Origin of the sequence: Streptomyces sp. R-07 (genome assembly GCF_049913175.1) — a bacterium.
Classification (GTDB): domain Bacteria; phylum Actinomycetota; class Actinomycetes; order Streptomycetales; family Streptomycetaceae; genus Streptomyces.
Genome location: NZ_CP183978.1, coordinates 2,286,448 through 2,311,194 on the forward strand (window position 1 = coordinate 2,286,448; position 24,747 = coordinate 2,311,194).

Here is a 24,747-nt window from a genome sequence, read left to right on the forward strand (position 1 = left end):
CCGCCCCCCGTGCCATGAACCTGAGCGCCACCCCAGACGCGACGACTGACGACCCGACGAAGGACTCTTACGTGAATATCCGCTCCCTCACCCGAGGCGATGGCGTGCTGATCGGTGCAGCGGTGGTGCTGTTCATCGCCTCGTTCCTCTCCGTCGCCGGCTGTGATGCCGGTGCCGACATCTGCCGCAACGTCCCCACCACGAACTCGTGGGAGATCTCGTACCTCGGCTGGGGCTCCTTCTTCGTCGGCATCGCCGGCGCCGCCCTCGTCGTCGTCTCCCGCTCCCTGCCGCAGCCGCGCAAGGTGGTCGGTCTCGAGCTCGGTCAGGTCGGTGCCGCGTTCACCGTCGCCGCCGCCTGGACCCTCCTCATGTGGATCTTCGAGGCGGACAACGCCGGCGCCGGTCTGGTCCTCGGCCTGATCGCCGCCCTGCTGGTGGCCGGTGCCGCCGTCGCCGGTCCGCTGGTCCCCGCCCTCCAGGCCCCGCTCGTCGGCGCGCCCCAGCCGCAGACCCCGCAGCCGTACGGCATGCAGGGGGGCCAGCCGGGTCAGCCGGGCGTCCCCGGCGGCTACGGCTACCCGGGTGCGCAGCAGCAGCCGTACGGCGCGCCGCAGGACCCCTCGCAGGGCCAGCCGTTCGGCGCGCAGGCCGCCGCTCCGCAGCCGCAGGCCCCGAAGCAGCCCGAGCCGCAGGCCGCCGCTCCGGCCCCGCAGTCGGCCGCGGACTTCGCGCCGTTCTGGTTCGCGGTCCCGGTCGCGCGTCCGCTGTACGCGGAGGACGGCTCGCAGGCGCCGATCGCCGAACTGGCCCCGGGTACCTGGTACCTGGCGGTCGAGCAGCGCGGTCCGGGCCTGGTGGCCCAGACGCAGGACGGCCGTCGTGGTGTCCTGCAGGACACCACGGGCATCCAGCGCGGCTAGTACACCGGCACGACAGCGGCCCCCCGTCCGGAATCCCTTCCGGGCGAGGGGCCGTTGGCGTACAGTCCCCGCATCGCACGAACTGACGAAGCGTCAGAAAGGATGCGGGCATGCGACTCGGACTCGCCCTCGGCTACTGGGGCCGCGGCCCCTCCCCCGCCCACCTCGACCTCGCCCGCGAGGCCGAGCGGCTCGGCTACGACTCCGTGTGGACCGCCGAGGCCTGGGGCTCCGACGCCTTCACCGCGCTGACCTGGATCGCCGCGCACACCAGCCGCATCAGGCTGGGCACCGCCGTCGCACAGATGGCCGCCCGCGCGCCCACCACGACCGCGATGCACGCGCTCACGCTCGACCACCTCTCCGGCGGGCGCGTACTGCTCGGACTCGGCCTGTCCGGCCCGCAGGTCGTCGAGGGCTGGTACGGGCGCCCCTTCCCCCGCTCCCCGCTGACCGCGACCCGCGAGTACGTGGACGTGGTCCGTCAGGTCCTGCGCCGCGAGGCCCCCGTCCGGCTCGACGGACGCCACCACTCCCACCCGTACAACGGCCCGGACGGCACCGGTCTCGGCAAGGCCCTCAAGCCGATCACGCACCCGCTGCGGGCCGACGTCCCCGTCCTGCTCGGCGCCGAGGGCCCCAAGAACATCGCGCAGACCCTCGCCATCGCCGACGGCTGGCTGCCGCTCTACTGGACGCCCGACCGCTGGGCCGAGGTGTACGCCCTGCCGGACGCGCTCCCGGCGGGCTTCGTCGTCGCGCCCATGGTCCGGGCGCAGCTCTGCGAGGACGTGGCGGCCGGGCTGCTGCCGGTCAAGGCGATGCTCGGCTTCTACATCGGCGGCATGGGGCACGCGGCCCGCAACTTCCACGCCGACCTGATGGGGCGCATGGGGTACGAGAAGGAGGCCCGCCGCATCCAGGAGCTGTTCGCGGCGGGCCGGCGCGAGGAGGCGGTGCTCGCCGTACCGGACGCCTTCGCGGACGAGATCTCGCTGGTCGGCCCCCGGGAGCGGATCGCCGAGCGCCTGGAGAGATGGCGGCGGGGCCCCGTGACGGACCTGCTGGTCACCGCACCGGACCCCGCCACGCTCCGCCTGCTGGCAGAGCTCGACTCCTAATTTCCGCCGCTGAGTTGTGAGGCGCTGGGGACCTTGTCCACGACCTCGGCGCCGGCGCTCTTGCCCGCGTCCTTCACGCTGTTGATGACGTTCTCGAAGGCGCCGACGTCCGCGTCGCCCACCTCGCCCTTGCGGAGCTTCGTCCCCAGGTCCTTGAGCGACTCGATCCCGGCGGAGAGCGGCGCGACCGCCTTCGAGAGCAGCGGGTCGCCCTTGGCGTTGTTCAGCGCCGCCTTGAGCCGGTTGTACGTGAACGCGCCCGCGAGGCCCGCCTTCACCAGGGCGAACGTCCGGCCGTCCGCGCCCTTCTTGAACTTGCCCGCGCGGTAGGGCTTCACGATCCACTGGTACGTGGCGCCCGCGGCCAGACCGGCGTTGGCCACGAACCGCGTCTTCGCCAGCTTCTGCTGCTCGAAGCTCGCGGAGGCCGTCGGGGTCGAGGCAGCGCTCGCGCTCTGCGTGTCGTCGCCGTTGCAGGCGGCGGTGGTCAGGAGCAGGGTGCTGGACAGCAGCAGCGCCACGACTCCGCGCGAAACACTTCTGGGCACGACGAGACCTCCCTGGAGACTGTGGCGCCAGCCTCGCCCGGGGGCCTCCGCGCGGCTACCCGGGCGGCCCCGAACGAGTGGCCGCAGCCTGTCCACACATCCCTCTCTACCGACGTCCTCGCAGGTCAGGAGCGTGGGACGTCCCTCCGCATCCCTGGGACGCCGACGCCTCTGGCCCCTCGTCCGGACCGATCCGACAGTGGTCGTGAAGGTCGGTCCGGGACGGCTCCGGACTCGGAAGGGTGTGAGGGTGAGACGTCGCGTCTGCGCATCGGGAAACTGTCAGTGGTTCTACGGGAGGCCCGACGCCCGGCTCCGGCCGGGCGTCGGCGTGTACCGCGGATTCCGGTCGACGGCGGGGGTCCCGCAGGAGCGGCTCGTGGTGCCGACCGGGAGGGTGTCCCTGCTCATCGGGTTCGGCAGCGAGATGCGGCTCGGCCGGACGGGCCGCGGCGCGGCGGGGGCCTCGGCGTCGGCGCACACCTCGGTGGTGTCCGGTCTGCACACGCGGGCCAGGGTCCTCCGCCACCAGGGTGACCTCCACGGGGTGGAGCTCACCCTCGCGCCCTGGGCGGCGTACCGCCTCTTCGGCGCCACCCTCGGGGAGCTCGCGGACACCGTCACGGACCCGGCGGACGTCCTGGGCGACCGGGTCCGCGGCCTCGGCGCGGCCCTGGAGGCGGCTCCGGGGTGGCGCGAACGCTTCGCCCTGCTCGACGAGGCCCTGCTGCGCTGGACGACCGGCGCCGCACCGTCCCACGAGCCGTCCCCCGCCGTCCTGGAGGCGTGGCGGCTGCTCGACCGCACGGCCGGTTCGCTGCCGATCGGGGAGCTCGCCGCCAGGACTGGCTGGAGCCTGCGGCACCTGGAGAACCGCTTCCGCGAGCAGGTCGGCCTCAGTCCGAAGCGCCTCTCCCGCGTCCTGCGGCTCAACCGGGCGATCCGGCTGCTGGGCGCGGGCGGCGGGGCCGCCGTCGTCGCGGCCGACTGCGGGTTCTACGACCAGTCCCATCTGAGCCGCGAGTTCACGGCGATGACGGGCATGCCGCCGGGCCGCTTCCTGGCGGCCGGGAGCGGCGCGAGCGCGTGGCTGGCCGGTTGAAACAGGCCACTGCGCGGGGTGCGCTTTTGTCCAATACGGGGTCGCGCGGCGGATGTCAGCCTTGCTGCGCGCGCGACCCGCGGGGTCGCTCACGACGAGAAGGTGGATCAGAGCATGAGCAGCATCACTGGGTTCCGCAAGCGGGCCGCGGCCGCCCTCGGCGCGACGGCGCTGATCGTCGCGGGCGGAGTGGCGACGGCGGGTCAGGCGGCCGCCGGCCCCAACTGCCCGTCCGGCTACCACTGCGTCTTCTCGGCCTCCATCGCGAACAACAACAAGCACGCGTTCTTCAACAGCGACGGCGACTTCAGGAACGACTACTTCGACGTCTACGGAAACGTCGTGAACGACGACGTCCACGCCGCCAGCAACTCCAGCAACAGCGGCTACGAGAGCCACTACTACCGGGACCTCGACTACACCGGCGGGCTGCTGTTCTGCGTGAACCCCGGCAGCTCGGTCGACTCCTGGCAGCTCGACGACGACGGCGTCGACGGCAACGGCTCGGGCCGGGCGGGCGAGGCCACCTCCCTGCGGGTCCGCTCCACGACCAGCATCCCCTGCTTCTGACCGACCGACGTGATCCGGGGCCCGGCGACACGGGGGTGCGCCGGGCCCCGACACGCCCATCACCCCTCCGAAAGGCAGCTCGCTGATGCGGAAGACGCTCGTACTCGCGCTCGGTCTCGCCGTCGGTGCGGCGGCGCTCTCCGGGTGCGGCACGACGCCGGAACCGGACCACCGGACCGCCTCCGCCACCCGGATCGACACGGCGGAGCTGCACCGGCGGCCCCCGGTCACCGAGCTCCTGTTCACCTCGAACGCCCGCAGCCACGAAGCCCAGCGGCAGTTCGCCGTCACCTGCATGGCGAAGCGCGGATTCCGGTACGCCCCCGTCCCCGGGGCGGAGGCGACGGAGGGCGACGACCAGCTGCCCCAGCCGTTCGGCCTGGAGTCGGCCACGAGGCCCGCGGAGTCCGCCCCGCCCGCGCCCGACACACCTCCGAAGCCGGGCAGCCCGGAGAGCACCGAGGCGTACAGCAAGGCGTTGTTCGGAGATGAGACCAAGCGGGTCACCGCCAAGGGGACCACGATGAGCGTGTCCCGGCCGGGCAACGGCTGCCTCGCCGAGGCCGAGAAGCGCGTCCTCGGCGACGGCCGGATGCGGTGGCTCCAGGTACGGATCATGCTCTTCGAGGCGCAGGAACACGCCCGTGGCGACGTGGAGAAGGATCCCGCGTTCAAGGCCGTGACGGCGCGGTGGCGGACGTGCATGGACCGGGCCGGGTTCCCCGGGCCCGGCCCCGCGCAGCTCCTCGCCTCCCTGCACACCCTGGAGGCCAGGGCGTCCAGTACCGCCCTGGCGGCGGATCTGCGCTGCAAGGACGAGACGGGCTACCTCGACACCGCGTACACCCGGCTCGCCGCCGTCCAGCAGGCCTGGCTGGACCGGAACCCGGCCGTGGCCAAGGACTGGACGGCCCTCGTGGCCCGCCAGGACAGGGCCGCCCGCGAGGTGCTCGCGGCTAAGGCTGCTGCGCCTTCTCCTCGCTCGGAATGAAGCGGCCGGTGCAGCTGCGCGGGCCGTTCTTCGGGAGGGCGGCGCAGACCCAGACCGAGCCGTCGTCCGGCGCCGCGATCAGCGGCGTGTAGACGTCCCGGTCGAAGTGCACGACGTCCGCCTGGGCGGCTCCGTCGGAGTTGTTGACCACGACGGTGGCGCCCACCTGGGCGAAGGAGATCCGGCCCCAGGCGGCCCGGCAGGCACGGCTGTAACGGAGCTCGATGACGAGGTCCTTGGGGATGGAGCCGGTGCGTACGGTGACCGCGTCGGCGCCGCAGTTCATCTTCTTCGGGTCACGTCCCTCGCAGCCGGTGAGGGAGCAGCCGGTGGCAGGGCCCGCGACCTTCACCACGGGCTTCGGGCGAGGGGCGGCCGACGGTGCGCCGGAGCCGGAGAACGCGACGTAGGAGAGGGCGCCCGCCACGAGGAGGGCGGCGAGCACGACCGACGTCCACAGGGCGCGGCGCTTCCGGAGCGTCGCGGCCCCGGCCCCGACTCCGGTCTCGGACACGGACTCGGCTCCGGCCTCGGACTCCGGTGCCGTGCGCCGGGCGTCCTCCTCGGCCCAGAGGGCGAGCAGCGGAGTCGGATCGGTCCCGCAGAGCCGGGCGAGGCGCTCCACGGCGTCGCGCGGCGGGAACTGCTTGCCGTTGACCCAGCGCTCCCACGACGACTTGGCGTAGTGCGTCTGCTCGCTGAGCTGGACGAAGCTGGATCCCGACGCCTTCTTCAACGCGAGCAGCTCGCCCGCCAGGTCCTTGACCGACCCCGCACGGTCCATCTGTGACCGATTCTCCCTGATATGCATGTCCATGCCAGTCATGGACGTGCACATCCTAGAACGCCGCAACGAGTGCTCCGCGCAGGCGAATATGCGTGCACCGAGCACCCGTCGGGCCCGGAACCGGGCCGGGGTTCAGGCGCAGCAGTCGGGGTCCAGGCCGCTCGGCAGACGCTCGCCGCCGAAGACGGCTACGGTCGCCTCCTCGCCGCCGAGGGCCGCGACCGCGAGGACGAGGGAGCCCGCGGTCCAGGCGGTCTGCTCCTCGGGCCACACGGCCTTGTCGTCGTCCGTGTCGCCCTCGAAGACGTACCCCGTCCAGTACATGCCGTTCCCGGCGCGCAGGTGCTGGATGTCCTGGAGGATCGTGAGGGCTCGGTCGGACTCCCCCATCGCCCAGAGGGCCAGGGCGAGTTCGCAGCTCTCGCCGCCGGTGACCCACGGGTTGGGGACCACGCAGCGCACGCCGAGGCCGGGGACGACGAACCGGTCCCAGTCGGCCTCTATCCTGGCCTGCGCGTCAGCCCCCGTGACCGCGCCGCCGAGGACCGGGTAGTACCAGTCCATCGAGTAGCGGGACTTGTCGAGGAAACGCTCGGGGTGCCGGCGGATCGCGTGGCCGAGGGCCCCGGCGGCCAGCTCCCAGTCGGGCTGCGGCTCCTCGCGGACCTCGGCGATGGCGAGGGCGCAGCGCAGTGCCTGGTGGATCGACGCGCTTCCGGTCAGCAGGGCGTCGGCCACCGGCGTGCCGTCGGGCTCGCGCTTCCAGCCGATCTGGCCGCCGGGCTGCTGGAGCCCGAGGACGAACTCGACGGCCGCGTAGACGACGGGCCACATCCGGTCGAGGAAGGCGTCGTCGCCGGTGGAGAGGTAGTGGTGCCAGACGCCGACCGCGATGTACGCGACGAAGTTGGACTCGCGGCTCCGGTCGGTGACCTGGTCCGGGTCGCCGTCGTGGTAGGCCGCGTACCAGGAGCCGTCGGCGTTCTGGTGGCGGGCGAGCCACTCGTAGGCGCGGGTGGCGGCGGCGTGCTCGCCGGCCGCGTCCAGGGCCATGGCGGCCTCGGTGTGGTCCCACGGGTCCAGGTGGTGGCCGCGGAACCAGGGGATGGCGCCGTCCTCGCGCTGCACGGCGAGTATCCCGGCCACGGTCTCGGCGGCCTGTTCGGCGGTGAGCACCCCGGGCAGGACGAGGTGCTCGGCGATCCGCTCGGGAGACGTCACTTGGCCGCGTCCGCGGTGTCGGCCTTCGGGTGGGGGTACCCCCCGCGAAGCGAGGGGGAGTGCGGCTTGGTCGCGTACGCCACGAAGCTCTTGCCGACGACCGGGTTGAGCAGCTGCTCGGCGACCCGGGTCAGGGCGGGCTTCTTCATGATGTCCCAGACCAGGAGCTTGTGGTACGCGCGGACCGGCAGCGCCTTGTCGTTGTCGACGCCGAAGGCGCACTTCAGCCACCAGTACGGCGAGTGCAGCGCGTGCGCGTGGTGGGTGCCGTACGGCTTGAGGCCGGCCTGCCGGATCTTGGCGAGCAGCTCGTCGGCCTTGTAGATGCGGATGTGGCCGCCCTCGACCTCGTGGTACGCGTCGGAGAGCGTCCAGCAGACCTTCTCGGGCCCGTACCGGGGCACGGTGATCGCGATCCGGCCGCCCGGCTTGAGGACACGGACCATCTCGGCGAGCACGCCCTTGTCGTCCGGGATGTGCTCCATGACCTCGGAGATGATGACGACGTCGAAGGACTCGTCGGGGAAGGGCAGGTTGAGGGCGTCGCCCTCCATCGCGGTGGCGGTCGCCCCGGCGGGGGCCTCGCCGGCCTCCTTCATGGCGGCGAACCACTTGGCGACCTCGCGGATCTCCTCGCCGTTCTGGTCGAGGGCCACGACCTGGGCGCCGCGCCGGTAGCACTCGAAGGCATGCCGGCCCGCACCACAGCCCAGGTCGAGCACACGGTCGCCGGGGGCGAGCGGGAAACGAGTGAAGTCGACGGTCAGCACGGGGTCTGCCTTTCGGGGTTGACGGGAGGTTGTGGGCGCGGACCGCCGGCGGGTTGGGGGCAGGCGTTCCGCAGGGCGGAACGGGTGGGCACAACCCGACCACCGGGCCGCACCCGGCAAGCGGCAGCGAGGGTCACCGAGCGCCCCCGCGCGCCCGCGCGGCGACCGCTTCGCGGTACAGCTCGGCGGTGCCCTGGGCGGCACGGGCCCAGGTGAACCGCTCCAGGACCCGTTCCCGCCCCGCCGCCCCCAGCCGGGCCCGCAGCTCAGGATCACCAAGCACCCGCCCGAGCGCAGCGGCCAGCGCCCCCGCGTCCCCCGTGGGCACGGCCAGACACGTCTCGCCGTCGGCCCCCGCGACCTCCGGGATCGCACCGCCGGTGGTGGCGACGAGCGCCGTGCCGGTGGCCATGGCCTCGGCGGCGGGCAGCGAGAACCCCTCGTACAGCGAGGGCACGCAGGAGACCTGGGCGGAGCGCACGAGGTCGACGAGCTCGGCGTCGCTGATGCCCTTGACGAACTCGACGGCGCCGTCGAGCCCGTACCGCTCGATGGCCTGGGCGACCGGCCCGTCCTCGGCGCGCCTGCCGACGACGACGAGGTGCGCGTCGGGGCGTTCGGTACGGAGCTTGGCGAGCGCCTCGATCAGGAAGACGAGCCCCTTGAGGGGGACGTCGGCGCTGGAGGTGGTGACGATCCGGCCGGGGACCTCGGCGACGGACGGGTCCGGGGACCAGAGGTCGGTGTCGGCGCCGATGTGGACGACCTTGATGCGGTCCTCACGGACGCCGAGGTGGTCGACGATCTCCTGGCGGGAGGTGCCGGAGACGGTGAGCACGGACGGCAGCCGGCGGGCGACCTTCTTCTGCATGCCGGTGAAGGCGTACCAGCGACGGACGGAGGCGCGGCGCTTCCAGTCGGCGGCGGCGTCGAGTTCGAGCTGCCGGTCGACGGTGATGGGGTGGTGGATCGTGGTGACGAGCGGAGCGCCGATCGCGCGCGGACCGCCGAGGAGTCCGTAGCCGAGGGTCTGGTTGTCGTGGACGACGTCGAAGTCGCCGCGGCGGGCGGCGAGCATGCGCCGGGCCCGCAGGGAGAAGGTGAGCGGTTCGGGGAAGCCGCCGGTCCACATGGTGGCGACCTCGAGGGCGTCGATCCAGTCCCGGTACTCGTCCCGCTTCGGGGTCCGGAAGGGGTCCGGCGAGCGGTAGAGGTCGAGGCTGGCTATCTCGGTGAGCGTGAGCCCCTCGAGGTCCTCGCCCTCGTCCAGGACGGGGTACGGCTGGGAGCCGATGACCTCGACGGTGTGGCCGAGGCGGGCGAGCTCACGGGAGAGGTGCCGGACGTAGACGCCCTGGCCCCCACAGAACGGGTTCCCCTTGTACGTGAGGAGAGCGATCCGCAACGGACTGTCACCGGCCGCGGTGACGCCCTGCCGGGGGCTTGCCTCTATGGCCTCAGCGGTCATGCGCGACCCCCTTCGAGCGTGCGTTTCGCCGGAGCGTAACCGCTCGCGCTAATCTAGAACAAGTTACAGACTTGAACGTTCTTGATCCTTCAAGGAGCACAGAATCTACCGGCAGGTAGCTCCGTGGTGAGGGCCGGAACAGGTGATTCGCGCCACGGCGGGCGTGCCGCCATACTGTCGCTCCCCACCGCACGGAAGACGCACGGAACGGGACCACATGACCGCAGACAACAGAGCGGACCACAGACCCGCGTCGCCGCCCCTCACGGAGCGCCAGGAGGCGCGGCGCCGCCGCATCCTGGACGCCAGCGCCCACCTCGCGGCCCGGGGCGGCTTCGACGCCGTGCAGATGCGGGAGGTCGCCGACGCGGCGGGCGTGGCCCTGGGCACGCTCTACCGGTACTTCCCGTCCAAGATCCACCTGCTGGTCGCGACCATGCAGGACCAGCTCCAGCACATGCACACCACGCTGCGGAAGCGGCCGCCGGCGGGCGCGGACCCGGCGGAGCGGGTCGCCGAGACCCTGATGCGCGCCTTCCGGGCGCTCCAGCGGGAACCGCAGCTGGCCGACGCGATGGTGCGGGCGCTGACCTTCGCGGACCGCAGCGTGAGCCCCGAGGTCGACACGGTCTCCCGGCTGACGACCGCGATCATCCTGGACGCGATGGGGGCGGAGCACCCGACGCCGAGCCAGCTCTCGGCGGTCCGGGTGATCGAGCACACCTGGCACTCGGCGCTGATCACCTGGCTCTCCGGGCGCGCCTCGATCGCACAGGTGAAGATCGACATCGAGACGGTCTGCCGGCTGATCGAGCTGACGGCGCCGGAGCCGGCGGTCTGAGGAGGCCCCGGAGACCGCGCGAGCCGGCATGCCCGCGGTCTCCCGCCCGTGCCCCCGGCGGACGAACTACCGGGGGCGCGGGCGGTGCGGGGTCAGGAGCCCTGCGGCTTGGCGTTGCTCGCCGCGAGGACGGCCGCGCACTCCGGGCTGCTGTCGACGGCCACGAACATGACCAGCTTCAGCGGGCCCGCCGAGTGGTTGCTGGCCTGGAGCTTCCAACTGCTCTTCTTCAGCGACTTGATCGTCGAGCCGCCCGCGCCGGAGCTCCGCTCCTCGGTCCAGCCGGTCCCGGTCAGGGTCGAGACGGTGCCGGCGTACGACTTCGCCGGGTCCGCGGCCTTCTCGGCGTCGGCCGTCCAGCTGACCATGCACTCCTTGGCCTCGGCGGGAACCGCCTCGCCCGAGGAGTCCTGCGTGAAGCCGGCCTCGGTCGCCGCCTCCGTCAACTCCTTGGTGACGGCGGCCGCGTCCAGCTTCTCGTCGCTCGAACCGCCCGCGCCGGAACCGCCCGTCGCCGCCGAACCGGCCGAGGACGAGCCACCCTTGTCCGTACCGCCCTCGCTGCCACAGCCGGCGACGAGCAGAACAACACCAGCAGCCGCAGCCACCCACTTCGCCTTGCGCACAACACTCCCAAATCCGCGCGCACGAAGGCCCCTTGCCCCCGTGATCAAGGGGCACAGTTTTGCACAAGGGAACGGCCCGGTGCCGCAACGGCGGCCGGCGTCAGGGCTGTGGAACTCGCTTGGCGGGGGCGGCCACTAGCTGCCCAGGTCGAGTCCCGGCGGCGGGTTGATCCCGCCGTGCTTGTCCACGCAGGCCTTGTCGAAGGCCATCATGTTGACGTAGTGGTCCGTCTCGGGGAGGGCCCGGAACTCCACCACCAGGGACCAGCCGCGCTTGGTGAGAACCGCCTCCCCCATCTCGTCGGCCTTGTGCTCGACCCCGTCCTTGGGCCGCTGTTCCTGCCAGCCGCGCTCGCGCAACTCGCGAAGCACGGCCTCGAACCGGCCGAGGTCGACCGGGGCGGCCTCGGTGGCGTAGCCGCGATACGCGACCAGGCAGGTGTTCACCGATCCCGCCGGGGCGTCCTCGTACCTCTTCGCCCACTCCGGGTCGGCGGGCGGAGCCCCGGCGTCCGCGGTCGCCGCGTCGACGTCGGCCCGCGCCCGCTCCTTCGTGAACGGCCCGGTCTCCTCGGGCCGGGCCGAGGAGGGGGCTGCGGTCGCGCCGCCGGGCTTCCCCGCGCCGCCGCCGTCGGTCGTGCCGCACCCCGTGACACCCAGCGCCACGGACACCGTCACGGCCGCGGCGGTCACAACGACCCGCGCCCCGGTCGTTCTCGTCGTGCTCGTCGTCCTGCGCATGGTCTTCCCCACCCCTGTCGTACGGACCGCCGGGCAGGGCTCGCCCGGCGGTGCCGCAGGAGTGTCGCACAGCGCCGGGGGCTACTCCTCCGGCGGGAAGACCGGCTCGCCGCCGTCCGCCAGGGTGATCAGGATCGCCTCCACCGGACAGCCCTCCGCAGCCGCGAGGAGGCGTTCGCCCGCGTCGGTCTCCGGGTCGCGCGGGTGGGACTGGCGGGCCGTGTCGAGGCGGAAGCCGTCCGGGGCGTGGTTGACGCACATGCCGGAGCCGATGCAGACGCTCCGGTCGACCTCGACGTGCCAGCGGTCCCCCATCACGCGTCCCCGTATCCGGCCGGCAGGTGGATCATCTTGTGCTCCAGGTACTCGCCGAAGCCCTCCGGGCCGAACTCCCGTCCCAGACCCGAGTTCTTGTAGCCGCCGAAGGGGCCGAGCATGTCGAGGCTGAAGGTGTTGACGTTGAAGGTGCCGGTGCGGACGCTCCGGGCGAAGTCGATGCCGTGCTCCACGTCCCCGGTCCAGACGCTGCCGCTGAGCCCGAAGTCGGAGTCGTTCGCGATCCGCAGTGCCTCGGCCTCGTCCCCGTACGGCAGGAGGCAGATGACCGGGCCGAAGATCTCCTCGCGGGCGATCCGCATGGAGTTGTCGACGTCGCCGAAGAGCGTCGGCTCGACGTACCAGCCCCGTTCGAGGCCGTCCGGGCGGCCGCCGCCGGTGAGGAGCTTCGCGCCCTCCGCCTGGCCGATGCCGATGTAGTCGAGGGAGCGCTGCTGCTGGCGCCGGGCGACGAGCGGGCCGACCTGGGTGGCCGGGTCGAGCGGGTCGCCGACGACGAGCGCGCCGGCCGCCGCGGCGAACGCCTCGGCGATCTCCTCGTACCGCGCGCGGGGCGCGAGGATGCGGGTCTGGGCCACGCACGCCTGCCCGTTGTTCATCCAGGCGGCGGGGACGATCCCGGCGACGGCGGTCTCCAGGTCGGCGTCCGGCAGGATCACCGCGGCGGACTTGCCGCCCAGTTCGAGGGTGACGCGGGTGAGGTTGCGGGAGGCGACCTCCATGACCCGCTTGCCGGCGCCGACCGAGCCGGTGAAGGAGACCTTGTCGACACCGGGGTGGCCGACGAGGTACTCGCTGACCTCGCGGTCGGCGGGAAGGATCGACAGGACCCCCTCCGGAAGCCCGGCCTCGGCCGCGATCTCGCCGAGGATGTACGAGTCGAGGGGCGACTCCGGCGAGGGCTTGAGGATCACCGTGCAGCCGGCGAGCAGCGCGGGCCCCAGCTTGGCGGCGGCGGTGAACTGCGGCACGTTCCACGGTACGACGGCCGCGACCACCCCCACCGGCTCGCGCCGCACGAGCAGCGGTCCGAGGACTCCGCCGCGCCGCTCCTCGTACGGGAAGTCCCGGGCGACGGTGATCGCCGCGTCCCAGACCATCATCGCGCCGAGCGCCTGGGCGAGGACGGACCAGGAGTACGGGGAGCCGTTCTGCGCGCTGATGGAGCGGCCGATCTCCTCGTACCGGGCGCCGATCGCGTCCTTGATGCGGGTGACGACGGCGATCCGCTCCTCGACCGCCATCCGGGGCCAGGGCCCTTCGTCGAAGGCCCGGCGGGCGACGGCGACGGCCCGGTCGACGTCCGCCGTGGAGGCGTGCGGGACACGGCCGATGACCTGCTCGGTGTGCGGGGAGATCACCTCGATGACCCCGTCGCCGAGCGGATCGGCCAACCCCCCGCCGATGAACAGCTTTCCGTGCTCCACAAGCTCGGTCATGACCGCTGCCTCCCGAGGGGATGGAATTGCCCTTGAGTTCCTGAGGATGTTTCTGACGATGCTTCAGAACTGATACCAGTTCTAGTTATGGTGGGCAATGGCCGTACCGGTACACAGAGATGAGGACGCTCATGACCCAGGTGACCGAGCACGGCGGAGGCGTCTGGTCCCTGCGGGTGCCCATCCCGGACAATCCGCTGGGCCACACCCTCGTTCACGTCCTCGACACCGACCGCGGCCCGGTCCTCGTCGACACCGGCTGGGACGACCCGGCCTCCTGGGACGAACTCACCGGCGGACTCACCGCGTTGGGGCTCTCCGTCCAGGAGATCCACGGAGTCGTCATCACCCACCACCACCCCGACCACCACGGCCTCTCCGGCCGGGTCCGCGAGGAGTCCGGGGCCTGGATCGCCATGCACGCCGCCGACACGGCCGTCGTCCGCCGCACCCGCGAGTCCGAACCCGGCACCTGGTTCGACTACCTCGCCCGCAAACTCGCCGCCGTCGGCGCCCCCGAGGACCACATCGCCCCGCTGCGGGCCGCCCGCGCCTCCGGCCGGATGCGGACCCTGCCCGGTCTCCGCTCGGCCCTCCCCGACCGCGAGATCGTCCCCGGCGAACTCCTCGACCTGGCCGGACGGCGCCTGCGCGCGATCTGGACCCCCGGCCACACCCCCGGGCACGTCTGCCTCCACCTGGAGGAGGAGCACCCCTCCCGGCTGCCCGGCCACGGCCGGCTGTTCTCCGGCGACCACCTGCTGCCCGGGATCTCCCCGCACATCGGCCTGTACGAGGACCCGGACGACGCCACTGCCACCGACCCCCTCGGCGACTACCTCGACTCCCTCGAACGGATCGGCCGCCTCGGCGTCGCCGAGGTCCTCCCCGCCCACCAGTACGCCTTCCCCGACGCCGCCGGCCGGGTCCGCGAACTCCTCGACCACCACGAGGAGCGCCTCACCGGCCTCCTCGGCCTCCTCTCCACCCCGCTCACGCCGTGGCAGCTCGCCGAGCGCATGGAGTGGAACCGCCCCTGGGAGCAGATCCCGTACGGCTCCCGCAACATCGCCGTCAGCGAGGCCGAGGCCCATGTCCGCCGTCTGGTGAAGCTCGGCCGCGCGGAACCGGTGGCGGGCACGGACCCGGTCACGTACGTCGCCGTGTGAGGACCCGGTCTCAGGCCTTGACCAGACGGATGAGAGCCGTGATCAGGACCAGCGGGGAGATGCCGCCGCCGAGCACCATCACCGGGCCGGCCACCCACCACAACCAGTGCTGCCCGCCGCCCTCCGTGTGGTCGTAGCCGTTGGCGACGAACAGGAACCAGAGGATGTGCAGGGTCAGTACGGGCGATCAGCGCGATCCATTGACGTCCTCGCCCGCCTGGAGGAGGGCGATTCCCGTCTGCCGCCCCGTTGCCGGGCGCTGCTTCGGGTGGGTTCCTGCTTCGCCGCGCTGAGCGGGGACGAGTCCCCGGCTTACCTGCGCTCGACAGGCTGACACCGCCAGTCCGGCGGCCTTGGCGACGTTGACCGCCGCGTTGATGTCCCGGTCCAGGAAGCCCCCGCAGGCTCCGCACTCCCACACGCGAACGTGGAGGGGCTTGGGGCCGTCCTTGACGCCGCAGGCCGAGCAGACCTGAGACGTCGGCTCGAAGCGTCCGATGCGGTGGAAGGTGCGGCCGAACCTAGCGGCCTTGCACTCCGGCATCGCGACGAACGCGGACCATCCGGCGTCGTGGACGGACTTGGCCAGCCCGGTGCGGGCGAGGCCCTTCACCGCCAGGTCCTCAACGGCAATGCGGGACTTGAACCGGGGTGCCCCCATCCTGCGAACCCGCGCACACCCGAACGCGCTGGTCGGCAACTGTGCCTTCATCCTCCACTCTCACTTGGCTTTCGTCACGAAGACCGGTACGAGGTCTTCAAGCACGTGCGCCTGCTCGTGCACTACCCGCCCAAGCTTCAGCTCGCCAAGCTGGTAACCCGCACCCGTTCCCGACCCCGGTGTGAGGCACCTCGCACCCCCGGAACGGCGGGCGTACGGGCCGGTAGAGTGAGCGCGTCGTCATCATGCCCGTACGGGGGAAGGTCCGGTGGAAATCCGGCGCTGCCCCTTTCCCCGAGCTCTCGACTTCGCTCGAGCAGGGGACACCCAAATCCGTGAGCCGCCCCCCTGAGAGATCCCGGGGGCTGGCGAGTCGGAATGCCCCGTCCGGGACGTGACCGCCGGCACCGTCGAGGAATACGGAGCCGGAGCCTGGTGCCCCCGTGGCGTGCCGGTGCCCGGCCGCAGGAGAGGGCCCCATGAACACCGTCCGCCGCGGCGCCGCCGCGCTCGCCGCCGCCGCAGTCGTGCTCGGCACCGGAGCAGCCGGGGCGGCCTCCGCCGCGCCGTCGCCGTCGCCCTCCGCCGTCACCCTCCCGCCCGGCCTGTACGGCACGAAGGACCCGACGTACGACGGGGTCTGGCGCCAGTCGCTCGCCTTCCTCGCCCAGCGCGGCACCGGCTACCAGCCCGCCGACCAGTCCGTGAACTGGCTCCTGGGCCAGCAGTGCGCCGACGGCTCGTTCGCCTCGTACCGCGCGGACGCGACGAAGGCCTGCGACGCCAAGACGATGCGGGACACCAACGCCACCGCCGTCGCCGTCCAGGCGCTCCGCGCCGTGCGCCGCCAGGCCGCCGCCCCGGAGACGATCGACAAGGCCGTCAAGGCCGGCTCCGACTGGCTGCGGACCGTACAGAACAAGGACGGCGGCTGGGGCTACGGCGCCGGCGGCGCGAGCGACGCGAACTCCACCTCGGTCGTCGTCGGCGCGCTCGCCGCGATCGGCGTGCGGCCCGGTTCGTTCACCTCCGCCGAGGGCCGCACCCCGTACGACGCGCTCCTCGCCTTCGCCCTGCCCTGCTCCGACAAGGAGGGCGCCGGGGCGTTCGCGTACCAGCCGGACAAGACCGGCAAGCTCCTCGCCAACGCCGACGCCACCGCGGCGGCCACCCTGGCCGGGCTCGGCAAGAGCGTCGTCGCCACCAAGGCCTCCCCCGAGCAGCCGCCGACCTGCACCGACCTGTCGAAGCCGACCGTCGAGCGGGCCGCCCTGAACGGCTCCTCCTACCTGGCGAAGGCCCTCGCGAAGACCGGCCACCTCACCCTGCCGCCGATGCCGGGCGCCACCGACACCACCGAGCAGCCCGACGTCGGCAACACCGCCGACGCCGTCGTGGCGCTCGCCGCCTCGGGCTCCACCAGGGCGGCGGAGCCGGCCCTGGTGTGGCTGGAGAAGAACTCCGCCGCCTGGGCGAAGGAGGGCGGTCCGGCCGCCTACGCGCAGCTGATCCTGGCGGCCCGCGCGACGGACACGGACCCGCGCGAGTTCGGCACGGCGGACCTGGTCGAGCAGCTCAACGCCACCGGCCCGGCGCCCAAGAGCCCGGACCTCTCCGCCTCCTCCACGAGCGACGACGAGGCCGGATTCGACATCTGGTGGATCATCGGCATCGGCATGGTCGTCGGCGTCGGCATCGGCTTCCTCGTGAGCGGCCGCAAGAAGTGAGCGGATGGGTGCGGGCCGCGGGCGCCGCGGCGGGGGCGCTCCTCACCCTGACCGCGTTCGCGGCGGCTCCGGCGCAGGCGGCCGGCTACCGCTACTGGTCGTTCTGGGAGAGCGACGGCGGCAAGCCCTGGGCGTACGCCACGCAGGGCCCGGCGACCGCCCGGCCCGCCGACGGCGACTCCATCGGCTTCCGCTTCGCGATCAGCAACGGCACGGCCGACACCTCCCTGCCCTCCGTCGCCCCCGACTTCCCGGGGATCTGCGGGGGCACGGCGGAGAAGGACGGCACCAAGCGGATCGCGGTCGTCGTCGACTTCGGCGGTCCGGCGGACGCGCCGCCCGGAGAGACCCCGCCGGAGAAGCTGATCAAGGTCGGCTGCGCGCAGGTCCCCGAGGACGCGACGGGCGCGGAGGCGCTGGCCGCGGTGGCGAAGCCGCTGCGGTACGACAGCGCGGCCATGCTGTGCGGGATCGCGGGCTACCCGGCACGGGGCTGCGGCGAGCAGGTCACGGAGAGGACCCCGGCCTCGGCCGCGCCCACCGCTTCGGAGAGTCCGGCCGCTTCGGAGGGTTCGGAGGGTTCGGACGGCGGCCCGTCCTTCGGCGTGCTCGTCGGCGGGGCGGCCGTCCTGGCGCTCGGCGGTGCGGCGATCTGGAAGGCCCGCCGGCGCGGATGAGTGCGGTCCGGAGCGTGTTCACGGCCCCCGAGGCGAGCCGGGCCAACGCCCTGCACGCGGGCGCGTGGTGGCTGTGGGCGCTCGGCCTGGCCGTCGCCGCCTCCCGGACCACGAACCCGCTGCTGCTCGGGCTGCTCGTCGGCGTCGCCGGGTACGTCGTGGCGGCCCGGCGCACGGACGCGCCCTGGGCCCGCTCGTACGGCGCGTTCGTGAAGCTCGGCCTGTTCGTGGTCGCCCTGCGGGTGGTGTTCTCGCTGCTGCTCGGCTCGCCCATCCCCGGTGAGCACGTGCTGTTCACGCTGCCCGAGGTGCCGCTGCCCGACTGGGCGCAGGGGGTACGGATCGGGGGCCGGGTGACGGCCGAGCAGCTGGTGTTCGCGCTGTACGACGGCGCCAAGCTGGCGACCCTGCTGATCTGCGTGGGCGCCGCGAACGCCCTGGCCAACCCGGCGCGGCTGCTGAAGTCGCTGCCGGGGGCGCTGTACGAGGCCGGGGTCGCCGTCGTCGTGGCGATGACCTTCGCGCCGAACATGGTCGCCGACGTGGTCCGGCTGCGGACCGCCCGCCGGCTGCGCGGCCGGCCCACGGGCGGGGTGCGGGCGGTGCTCCAGATCGGCCTGCCGGTCCTGGAAGGGGCCCTGGAGCGGTCGATCGCCGTCGCCGCCTCGATGGACGCGCGCGGGTACGGGCGGACGGCGCAGGTCCCGGCGGCGGTACGGCGCACCACGAACGTCCTGACCCTGGGCGGGCTCCTCGGCGTGTGCGCCGGTTCGTACGGGCTGCTCGCGGCGGAGGGTGCGGGGTACGGGCTTCCGCTGCTCGGCGCCGGGCTCCTCGCCGCGATGGCCGGGCTCCGGCTCGGCGGCCGCAGGACCGTCCGTACCCGCTACCGGCCCGACCGCTGGGACGCGCGGGCCTGGCTGGTCGCGGGCTCCGGGGTGACGGTCGCGGTCCTGATGATCTGGGCGAACGCGTACGCGCCGGAGGCGCTGCACCCGGGGGTCGTCCCTCTCACGGCGCCGGAGCTGCCGCTGTGGCCGGCGGTCTCGGTCCTGGTGGGCCTGATCCCGGCGTTCGTGGCGCCCGTACCGAAGGAGAACGTGTGATCCGCTTCGAGAACGTCTCCATGCGGTACGAGGAGGACGCCGAACCGACCCTGCGGAACGTGGACCTCACCGTCCCCGAGGGCGAGCTCGTGCTCCTCGTCGGCCCCTCGGGCGTCGGCAAGTCGACCCTCCTCGGCGCGGTGTCGGGCCTCGTCCCCCACTTCACGGGCGGCACCCTGACCGGCCGGGTGACCGTCGACGGCCGCGACACCCGCACCCACCCGCCGCGCGAGCTCGCTGACCTGGTGGGCACGGTGGGGCAGGACCCGTCGGCGCACTTCGTCACCGACACGGTCGAGGACGAGCTCGCCTACGGCATGGAGTCCCTGGGGCTCGCGCCCGGCGTCATGCGGCGCCGCGTCGAGGAGACCCTCGACCTCCTGGGCCTCGCCGACCTGCGCGACCGCCCGATCGCCACGCTGTCCGGCGGTCAGCGCCAGCGGGTCGCGATCGGCTCGGTCCTGACCCCGCACCCCAAGGTCCTCGTCCTCGACGAACCGACGTCCGCGCTCGACCCGTCGGCGGCGGAGGACGTCCTGGCGGTCCTCCAGCGCCTGGTCCACGACCTCGGCACGACGGTCCTGCTGGCGGAACACCGCCTGGAGCGGGTGGTGCAGTACGCGGACCAGGTGCTGCTGCTGCCGGAGGGAGTGATGGGCCCGCCGGCGGACGTCATGGCGGTGTCGCCGGTGTTCCCGCCGGTGGTGGGCCTGGGGAGGCTGGCGGGCTGGGATCCGCTGCCGCTGACGGTGCGGGATGCGCGGAGGCGGGCGGGTGAGCTGAAGGAGCGGCTGGAGGGGCGGGCCCCTGCGGGGGTTCCCGTACGGCCCGCGGCCGTGTCCTCGAACGCCGGACGGTCTGGAAATCCAGCCCCGCCCGCGTTTGAGGCACGGGGGTCCGGGGGCGGAGCCCCCGGTTTCGGGAAGTGGGGGTCCCCCCACGCCCTCGGGCGTAGGGGGAGGGGTGGGGGAATCTTCCCGTTCCTACGGCGCCGCACCCAGGACACCGCCCCCGCCGCCACCTCCCCCCTCGTCCTCACCGAACGCCTCGCCGTCCGCCGCGGCCGCGTCGAAGCCCTCCGCCGCATCGACCTCCAGGTCGCCCGCGGCGAGACCGTGGCCCTCATGGGCCGCAACGGCGCCGGCAAGTCCACTCTTCTGTCCACGCTCGTCGGCATGATCGAGCCGACGTCCGGCACCGTCCGGATCGCGGGCCGGACCCCGCACACCACCGCGCCCCGCGAGCTGATCCGCCAGGTCGGCCTGGTTCCGCAGGAGCCGCGGGACCTGCTGTACGCGGACACCGTCGAAGCCGAGTGCGCGGCGGCCGACGCGGACGCGGGCGCGGCGCCCGGGACCTGCCGGGCACTGGTGGAGGAGCTGCTGCCGGGGGTGGCGGACGACACGCACCCCCGCGACCTGTCCGAGGGCCAGCGGCTGGCCCTCGCGCTGTCCGTGGTCCTGACCGGCCGCCCGCCGCTGCTTCTGCTCGACGAGCCGACCCGCGGTCTGGACTACGCGGCGAAGGCCCGTCTGGTCGCGCACCTGCGCGGCCTCGCGGCGGAGGGGCACGCGATCGTGCTGGCCACGCACGACGTGGAGCTGGCGGCCGAGCTTGCGCACCGGGTGGTGATCGTCGCGGACGGCGAGGTGGTCGCGGACGGCCCGACGGCCGAGGTCGTGGTGTCGTCGCCGGCGTTCTCGCCGCAGGTGGCGAAGATCCTCGCGCCGCAGCCGTGGCTCACGGTGGAACAGGTGGAGGCGGCCCTGTGAAGCCGAAACCGAAGCCGAAGCCGAAACCGACGCCGAAGCCGACGCCGAAGCCGAAGGCGAAGGCGAAGGCGAAGGCGAAGCCACGGTCGAAGTCGTCCCGCCCCGTCCGCCTCGGCCCGCGTTCCGTCGCCGCGCTCGTCCTCGTGTCCCTCGTCGGGGTCATCGCCTTCTGCTGGCCCCTCTTCGCGGACGCCGGCTCGGCCGTGACCTCGCACGCCGGAGACGCGCCGTGGCTGTTCGCAGCGCTGCTGCCGCTGCTTGTCGCGGTGGTCGTGGCGACGATCGCGGACTGCGGGATGGACGCGAAGGCGGTGGCGATGCTGGGCGTGCTCGCGGCGGTGGGCGCGGCGCTGCGTCCGCTCGGCGCCGGTACGGCGGGTCTGGAGCCGATGTTCTTCCTGATGGTGCTGAGCGGCCGGGTCCTCGGGCCGGGCTTCGGCTTCGTCCTGGGCTCGGTGACGATGTTCGCGTCGGCGCTGCTCACGGGCGGGGTGGGCCCGTGGATGCCGTTCCAGATGCTGTCGATGGGCTGGTTCACGATGGGCGCGGGGCTGCTGCCGGGCCCTGACCGGCTGCAGGGGCGGGCCGAGCTGCTGATGCTGTCCGCGTACGGGTTCGTGGCGGCGTTCGCGTACGGCACGGTCATGAATCTGCAGGGCTGGGTCCTGCTCCAGGGCCTGAGCAGCGGGATCTCCTTCGAGCCGGGTGCCCCGCTGCAAGAGAACCTGGTCCGTTTCCTCGCCTACGTCCTCACCACCTCGCTCGGCTGGGACCTCGGCCGCGCCGCCCTGACGGTCGTCCTGACCCTCACGGTCGGCGGGACGCTCCTGAGGGCGCTCCGACGGGCCACACGGCGGGCGAACTTCGAGGCCCAGGTCACATTCGAGGGCCCGGAAGGGCGCTCCGGGAGTGAGGCGCCCCATAGGACCTACGTCACGTACGACGCGAAATAGTAGACCGGCGTAACCGACCAAATCGCCCCACACCACCGCATGACCTGCGCAAACGCCTCCCTGCCACCCACCCCCCTCAGACCCCCGGGTCCGAACCTCCCTCGTACAGGGGGTCATTGCATCGGCGTTCCGGCCCTGCTTCTCTGGTGGACGTCGCCAGGCAGCCGGTGCTCATCGCAGCGCCACGGACGGCCGGTTCCCCCCAGTTCCCGGGTCTCCCGGGCTCTGGTTCCGGCATGCCGAAAGTGCCCGGCGCGACCCTTGTTCCCGACGTTAGGTAAGACGTTTTGTTCCGCTCGATCGCCACTCGTGTCAACGCCCGCAAGAAGACCTTCGCTGTTTCCGCCGCTGTGCTCGTCGGCACGTCGGCCGCGGTACTGGGCACGACGGGTTCGGCCTCGGCCACCTCGGAGCAGGAGATCGCCCGCCAGATCGTCCCGCCGGCGCAGTTCGCGTCCTTCAGCAAGATCGTCGAGCACGAGTCCGGCTGGAACCACACCGCGACGAACTCTTCCAGCGGCGCCTACGGCCTGGTTCAGGCCCTGCCGGCCTCGAAGATGGCCTCGGCCGGTTCCGACTGGAAGACCAACCCGGCCACCCAGATCAAGTGGGGCCTCAACTACATGAACGAGCGCTACGGCTCCCCGAACGCCGCCTGGGCGTTCTGGCAGGCCAACGGCTGGTACTGAGAAACACCTGCCGCACAGCGCATCCGCAAGGCCCCGCCCTCCTCACGGAGGGGCGGGGCCTGCGGCGTTTCCCGCGTCGTTCGATTTAGTAGACCGGTCGTCTAGCTTCGTCTACTGTTCCTGGCATCGGCGGACCCCCACCCGGACGACGGTCCCGCCGCGACCCCGGAGGCAGCCCGCCCATGCCCACGCACCCCTCCCCCGCACACCTCTCACCCACCCTCCCGCCCGGCCGCTTCGGCGATCTCGTCGGGATCGCGCTCCCCGTCGTCCAGGGCCCCTTCGGCGGGGGCCTCTCCTCCGTCGAGCTGGCCGCCGCCGTCTCCGAGGGCGGCGGCCTCGGCTCGTACGGGGCGCACATCCACACCCCCGAGGAGATCACCGCGCTCGTGGCCCGGCTCCGCGCCGCGACCGGACGGCCGTTCGCCGTGAACCTGTGGGTGCCGCAGGAGGGCGAGCGGGCCGGCCTCCCGGCGGACGCGTCCGCCCTCGCCGAGCACGTCGAGCGACTGCGCCCGCACTACGAGGAGCTGGGCGTCCGCCCGCCGAGCGCCGAGGAGGTCCGGGCCTGGCCCGACTTCGACGCGCAGCTGGACTCCCTGATCGCGGCCGCCCCGCCGGTGATCAGCCTGGTCATGGGCCCGCCGCCGCCCCACCTGGTCGCGGAGGCCCGGCGCCGCGGGATCGTCGTGGTCGGCACGGCGACGACGGTGGAGGAGGCCGTTCACCTGGAGCGGGCCGGGGTGGACGCGGTCGTCGCGTCCGGCAGCGACGCGGGCGGCCATCGGGGTGCCTTCCTCCGGCCGGTACGGGAGTCCCTGGTCGGCACCTTCTCGCTGGTGCCCCAGGTGGCGGACGCGGTGTCGGTGCCGGTGGTCGCGGCGGGCGGGATCGCCGACGGGCGCGGGGTCGCCGCCGCGCTCGCGCTCGGCGCGGACGCCGTCCAGGTCGGCACCGGTTTCCTGGCCGCGCGCGAGTCGGGGGCGAGCGAGGTGCACCGGCGGGTCCTCGGCACCCCGGAGTCCCGGACGACCGTCCTCACCCGTCTCTTCTCGGGGCGCACGGCGCGGGGCATCCCGAACGGCTTCGTCCGGGACATGGCGGCCCACGAGGAACACATACCGCCGTATCCCGTACAGAACGCGCTGATGGCACCGGTGCGGCGGGCCGCGGCCGAGCAGGGCCGGCCCGAGTACGTGAACCTCTGGGCCGGCCAGGCGGCGGCGCTCGCTCAGGAGTCGCCGTCGGCCGCCGCGTACCTCGCGGACCTGATCAAGGAAGCCGTCAGAGCCGCTGGATGATCGTCCCGGTCGCGAGCGCCCCGCCCGCGCACATGGTGATGAGCGCGAACTCCTTGTCGGTGCGCTCCAGTTCGTGCAGGGCGGTGGCGATGAGCCGGGCGCCCGTGGCGCCGACGGGGTGGCCGAGGGCGATGGCGCCGCCGTTGACGTTGACCTTCTCCAGGTCCTGGTCGAAGACCTGCGCCCAGCTCAGCACGACCGAGGCGAAGGCCTCGTTGATCTCGACGAGGTCGATGTCCTTGAGGCTCATCCCGGCCTTGCCGAGGACCGCGCGGGTCGCGTCGACCGGCCCGTCGAGGTGGAAGTGCGGGTCGGCGCCGACGAGGGCCTGGGCGACGATCCGGGCACGGGGCTTCAGCTTGAGGGCGCGGGCCATGCGCTTGGAGGCCCACATGATGGCGGAGGCGCCGTCGGAGATCTGGGAGGAGTTCCCGGCGGTGTGGATCGCGGTGGGCATGACCGGCTTGAGGCGGGCCAGGCCCTCCATGGAGGTGTCGCGCAGGCCCTCGTCGCGGTCGACGAGCCGCCACATGCCCTGCCCGGCGGCCTGCTCGGCCTCCGTGGTGGGGACCTGGACGGCGAAGGTCTCGCGCTTGAAGCGCTCCTCGGACCAGGCGGTCGCGGCCCGTTCCTGGGAGAGCAGGCCGAGGGAGTCGACGCGTTCGCGCGTGAGGCCGCGGCGACGGGCGATGCGCTCGGCGGCCTCGAACTGGTTGGGCAGGTCGACGTTCCACTCGTCGGGGAACGGCTTGCCCGGCCCGTGTTTGGAGCCGGAGCCGAGCGGGACGCGGGACATGGCCTCGACGCCGCAGGAGATCCCGATGTCGATGACGCCGGCCGCGACCATGTTGGCGACCATGTGGCTGGCCTGCTGCGAGGAGCCGCACTGGCAGTCGACGGTGGTGGCGGCCGTCTCGTAGGGCAGGCCCATGGTGAGCCAGGCGGTGCGCGCCGGGTTCATGGACTGTTCGCCGGCGTGGGTGACCGTACCGCCGACGATCTGCTCGACGCAGTCGGCGTGGATGCCGGTGCGGCCGAGGAGTTCGCGGTAGGTCTCGCCCAGGAGGTAGGCGGGGTGGAGGTTGGCGAGCGCGCCTCCGCGCTTGCCGATGGGGGTGCGTACGGCTTCGACGATGACGGGTTCCGCGGCCATGGGCTCGTCCTCTCCTCGACCGGACGGGGTGTCCCGGCACCCCGGTCGGTCGGCG

The 24,747-nt window shown here is 73.0% G+C and carries 24 protein-coding genes and 1 pseudogene; 14 read left to right on the plus strand and 11 right to left on the minus strand.

The features are described 5' to 3' along the window. Positions 1 to 71: 71 nt before the first annotated feature. Together ACN9M0_RS10245 and ACN9M0_RS10250 are read left to right on the plus strand one after the other, a co-directional pair. A complete protein-coding gene (locus tag ACN9M0_RS10245; protein ID WP_399701535.1) occupies positions 72 to 923 on the plus strand; it encodes a hypothetical protein in 852 nt (283 codons plus the stop codon). Positions 924 to 1,033: 110 nt separating this feature from the next. Beyond that, positions 1,034 to 2,044: an LLM class F420-dependent oxidoreductase gene (locus ACN9M0_RS10250; protein WP_366038096.1), complete on the plus strand. Its 1,011-nt coding sequence runs from the start codon at positions 1,034 to 1,036 to the stop codon at positions 2,042 to 2,044. Here ACN9M0_RS10250 and ACN9M0_RS10255 read toward each other — a convergent pair. Then, positions 2,041 to 2,592, minus strand: a complete 552-nt coding sequence (locus ACN9M0_RS10255; RefSeq protein WP_426403470.1) for a hypothetical protein — start codon at positions 2,590 to 2,592, stop codon at positions 2,041 to 2,043. The genes ACN9M0_RS10250 and ACN9M0_RS10255 overlap by 4 nt on opposite strands. 379 nt (positions 2,593 to 2,971) lie before the next feature. On the opposite strand from ACN9M0_RS10255, the gene ACN9M0_RS10260 reads away from it, so the two are divergent. The 3 genes from ACN9M0_RS10260 to ACN9M0_RS10270 all read left to right on the plus strand — a co-directional run bounded on the left by ACN9M0_RS10260 (position 2,972) and on the right by ACN9M0_RS10270 (position 5,255). Continuing rightward, positions 2,972 to 3,694 carry a helix-turn-helix domain-containing protein gene (locus tag ACN9M0_RS10260; protein WP_366038098.1) on the plus strand — a complete coding sequence of 241 codons (723 nt, stop codon included), beginning with the start codon at positions 2,972 to 2,974 and terminating at the stop codon, positions 3,692 to 3,694. 114 nt (positions 3,695 to 3,808) lie between these two features. Further along, complete coding sequence (locus ACN9M0_RS10265) at positions 3,809 to 4,264, plus strand: hypothetical protein (protein ID WP_366038099.1); 456 nt, start codon at positions 3,809 to 3,811, stop codon at positions 4,262 to 4,264. A gap of 85 nt (positions 4,265 to 4,349) precedes the next feature. Beyond that, a complete protein-coding gene (locus tag ACN9M0_RS10270; protein WP_426403471.1) occupies positions 4,350 to 5,255 on the plus strand; it encodes a hypothetical protein in 906 nt (301 codons plus the stop codon). Here the strand turns inward: ACN9M0_RS10270 and ACN9M0_RS10275 are convergent. From ACN9M0_RS10275 to ACN9M0_RS10290, 4 genes are all read right to left on the minus strand, one after another. Then, positions 5,221 to 6,039 (minus strand): helix-turn-helix domain-containing protein, encoded by an 819-nt coding sequence (locus ACN9M0_RS10275; protein WP_366038101.1) that lies wholly within the window; start codon positions 6,037 to 6,039, stop codon positions 5,221 to 5,223. The two genes, ACN9M0_RS10270 and ACN9M0_RS10275, sit on opposite strands and share 35 nt — an antisense overlap. A gap of 135 nt (positions 6,040 to 6,174) precedes the next feature. Then, entirely contained in the window at positions 6,175 to 7,263 is a 1,089-nt protein-coding gene (locus ACN9M0_RS10280; RefSeq protein ID WP_366038102.1) for a prenyltransferase, read from the minus strand. After that, complete coding sequence (locus tag ACN9M0_RS10285; RefSeq protein ID WP_366038103.1) at positions 7,260 to 8,033, minus strand: class I SAM-dependent methyltransferase; 774 nt, start codon at positions 8,031 to 8,033, stop codon at positions 7,260 to 7,262. Before ACN9M0_RS10285 ends, ACN9M0_RS10280 begins: the two co-directional genes overlap by 4 nt. Before the next feature lie 133 nt (positions 8,034 to 8,166). Further along, positions 8,167 to 9,501: a glycosyltransferase family 4 protein gene (locus tag ACN9M0_RS10290; RefSeq protein ID WP_366038104.1), complete on the minus strand. Its 1,335-nt coding sequence runs from the start codon at positions 9,499 to 9,501 to the stop codon at positions 8,167 to 8,169. Positions 9,502 to 9,718: 217 nt separating this feature from the next. On the opposite strand from ACN9M0_RS10290, the gene ACN9M0_RS10295 reads away from it, so the two are divergent. Continuing rightward, positions 9,719 to 10,342 carry a TetR family transcriptional regulator gene (locus ACN9M0_RS10295; protein WP_366038105.1) on the plus strand — a complete coding sequence of 208 codons (624 nt, stop codon included), beginning with the start codon at positions 9,719 to 9,721 and terminating at the stop codon, positions 10,340 to 10,342. Between the two features lie 92 nt (positions 10,343 to 10,434). Here the strand turns inward: ACN9M0_RS10295 and ACN9M0_RS10300 are convergent, their stop codons facing one another. The 4 genes from ACN9M0_RS10300 to ACN9M0_RS10315 all read right to left on the minus strand — a co-directional run bounded on the left by ACN9M0_RS10300 (position 10,435) and on the right by ACN9M0_RS10315 (position 13,484). Further along, positions 10,435 to 10,950, minus strand: coding sequence for a hypothetical protein (locus ACN9M0_RS10300; protein WP_366038106.1), 516 nt, complete (start codon positions 10,948 to 10,950; stop codon positions 10,435 to 10,437). 153 nt (positions 10,951 to 11,103) lie between these two features. After that, positions 11,104 to 11,646, minus strand: a complete 543-nt coding sequence (locus tag ACN9M0_RS10305; RefSeq protein WP_426403472.1) for a hypothetical protein — start codon at positions 11,644 to 11,646, stop codon at positions 11,104 to 11,106. Between the two features lie 144 nt (positions 11,647 to 11,790). Continuing rightward, complete coding sequence (locus tag ACN9M0_RS10310) at positions 11,791 to 12,024, minus strand: ferredoxin (RefSeq protein WP_366038109.1); 234 nt, start codon at positions 12,022 to 12,024, stop codon at positions 11,791 to 11,793. After that, positions 12,024 to 13,484, minus strand: coding sequence for an aldehyde dehydrogenase (locus ACN9M0_RS10315; protein WP_426403473.1), 1,461 nt, complete (start codon positions 13,482 to 13,484; stop codon positions 12,024 to 12,026). Before ACN9M0_RS10315 ends, ACN9M0_RS10310 begins: the two co-directional genes overlap by 1 nt. A 131-nt stretch (positions 13,485 to 13,615) precedes the next feature. Here ACN9M0_RS10315 and ACN9M0_RS10320 point away from each other — a divergent pair, with 131 nt between their 5' ends. Next, a complete protein-coding gene (locus tag ACN9M0_RS10320) occupies positions 13,616 to 14,653 on the plus strand; it encodes an MBL fold metallo-hydrolase (RefSeq protein WP_399701557.1) in 1,038 nt (345 codons plus the stop codon). A gap of 187 nt (positions 14,654 to 14,840) precedes the next feature. Here ACN9M0_RS10320 and ACN9M0_RS10325 read toward each other — a convergent pair. After that, positions 14,841 to 15,287, minus strand: a pseudogene (locus ACN9M0_RS10325) (zinc ribbon domain-containing protein); the annotation flags it as partial. 506 nt (positions 15,288 to 15,793) lie between these two features. Between ACN9M0_RS10325 and ACN9M0_RS10330 the strand changes: the two are divergent. The 7 genes from ACN9M0_RS10330 to ACN9M0_RS10360 all read left to right on the plus strand — a co-directional run bounded on the left by ACN9M0_RS10330 (position 15,794) and on the right by ACN9M0_RS10360 (position 23,539). Further along, positions 15,794 to 17,041 carry a prenyltransferase/squalene oxidase repeat-containing protein gene (locus ACN9M0_RS10330; protein ID WP_366038112.1) on the plus strand — a complete coding sequence of 416 codons (1,248 nt, stop codon included), beginning with the start codon at positions 15,794 to 15,796 and terminating at the stop codon, positions 17,039 to 17,041. Next, on the plus strand, positions 17,038 to 17,718 hold the full coding sequence (locus ACN9M0_RS10335) for an SCO2322 family protein (protein ID WP_366038113.1): 681 nt from the start codon (positions 17,038 to 17,040) through the stop codon (positions 17,716 to 17,718). Before ACN9M0_RS10330 ends, ACN9M0_RS10335 begins: the two co-directional genes overlap by 4 nt. Continuing rightward, complete coding sequence (locus ACN9M0_RS10340; RefSeq protein WP_399701563.1) at positions 17,715 to 18,824, plus strand: energy-coupling factor transporter transmembrane component T; 1,110 nt, start codon at positions 17,715 to 17,717, stop codon at positions 18,822 to 18,824. The genes ACN9M0_RS10335 and ACN9M0_RS10340 overlap by 4 nt, the downstream gene beginning before the upstream one ends. Next, positions 18,821 to 20,596, plus strand: coding sequence for an ABC transporter ATP-binding protein (locus ACN9M0_RS10345; RefSeq protein WP_426403474.1), 1,776 nt, complete (start codon positions 18,821 to 18,823; stop codon positions 20,594 to 20,596). Before ACN9M0_RS10340 ends, ACN9M0_RS10345 begins: the two co-directional genes overlap by 4 nt. 143 nt (positions 20,597 to 20,739) lie before the next feature. Further along, complete coding sequence (locus tag ACN9M0_RS10350; RefSeq protein ID WP_366038217.1) at positions 20,740 to 21,549, plus strand: ECF transporter S component; 810 nt, start codon at positions 20,740 to 20,742, stop codon at positions 21,547 to 21,549. A 287-nt stretch (positions 21,550 to 21,836) separates the two neighbouring features. Beyond that, positions 21,837 to 22,238: a transglycosylase SLT domain-containing protein gene (locus tag ACN9M0_RS10355; protein WP_366038116.1), complete on the plus strand. Its 402-nt coding sequence runs from the start codon at positions 21,837 to 21,839 to the stop codon at positions 22,236 to 22,238. A 182-nt stretch (positions 22,239 to 22,420) separates the two neighbouring features. Beyond that, the gene (locus tag ACN9M0_RS10360) at positions 22,421 to 23,539 is read left to right on the plus strand and encodes an NAD(P)H-dependent flavin oxidoreductase (protein ID WP_426403475.1); all 1,119 of its coding nucleotides are present in this window, start codon (positions 22,421 to 22,423) and stop codon (positions 23,537 to 23,539) included. Here ACN9M0_RS10360 and ACN9M0_RS10365 read toward each other — a convergent pair. Then, positions 23,523 to 24,692: a steroid 3-ketoacyl-CoA thiolase gene (locus tag ACN9M0_RS10365; RefSeq protein WP_426403476.1), complete on the minus strand. Its 1,170-nt coding sequence runs from the start codon at positions 24,690 to 24,692 to the stop codon at positions 23,523 to 23,525. The genes ACN9M0_RS10360 and ACN9M0_RS10365 overlap by 17 nt on opposite strands. Positions 24,693 to 24,747: the final 55 nt, after the last annotated feature.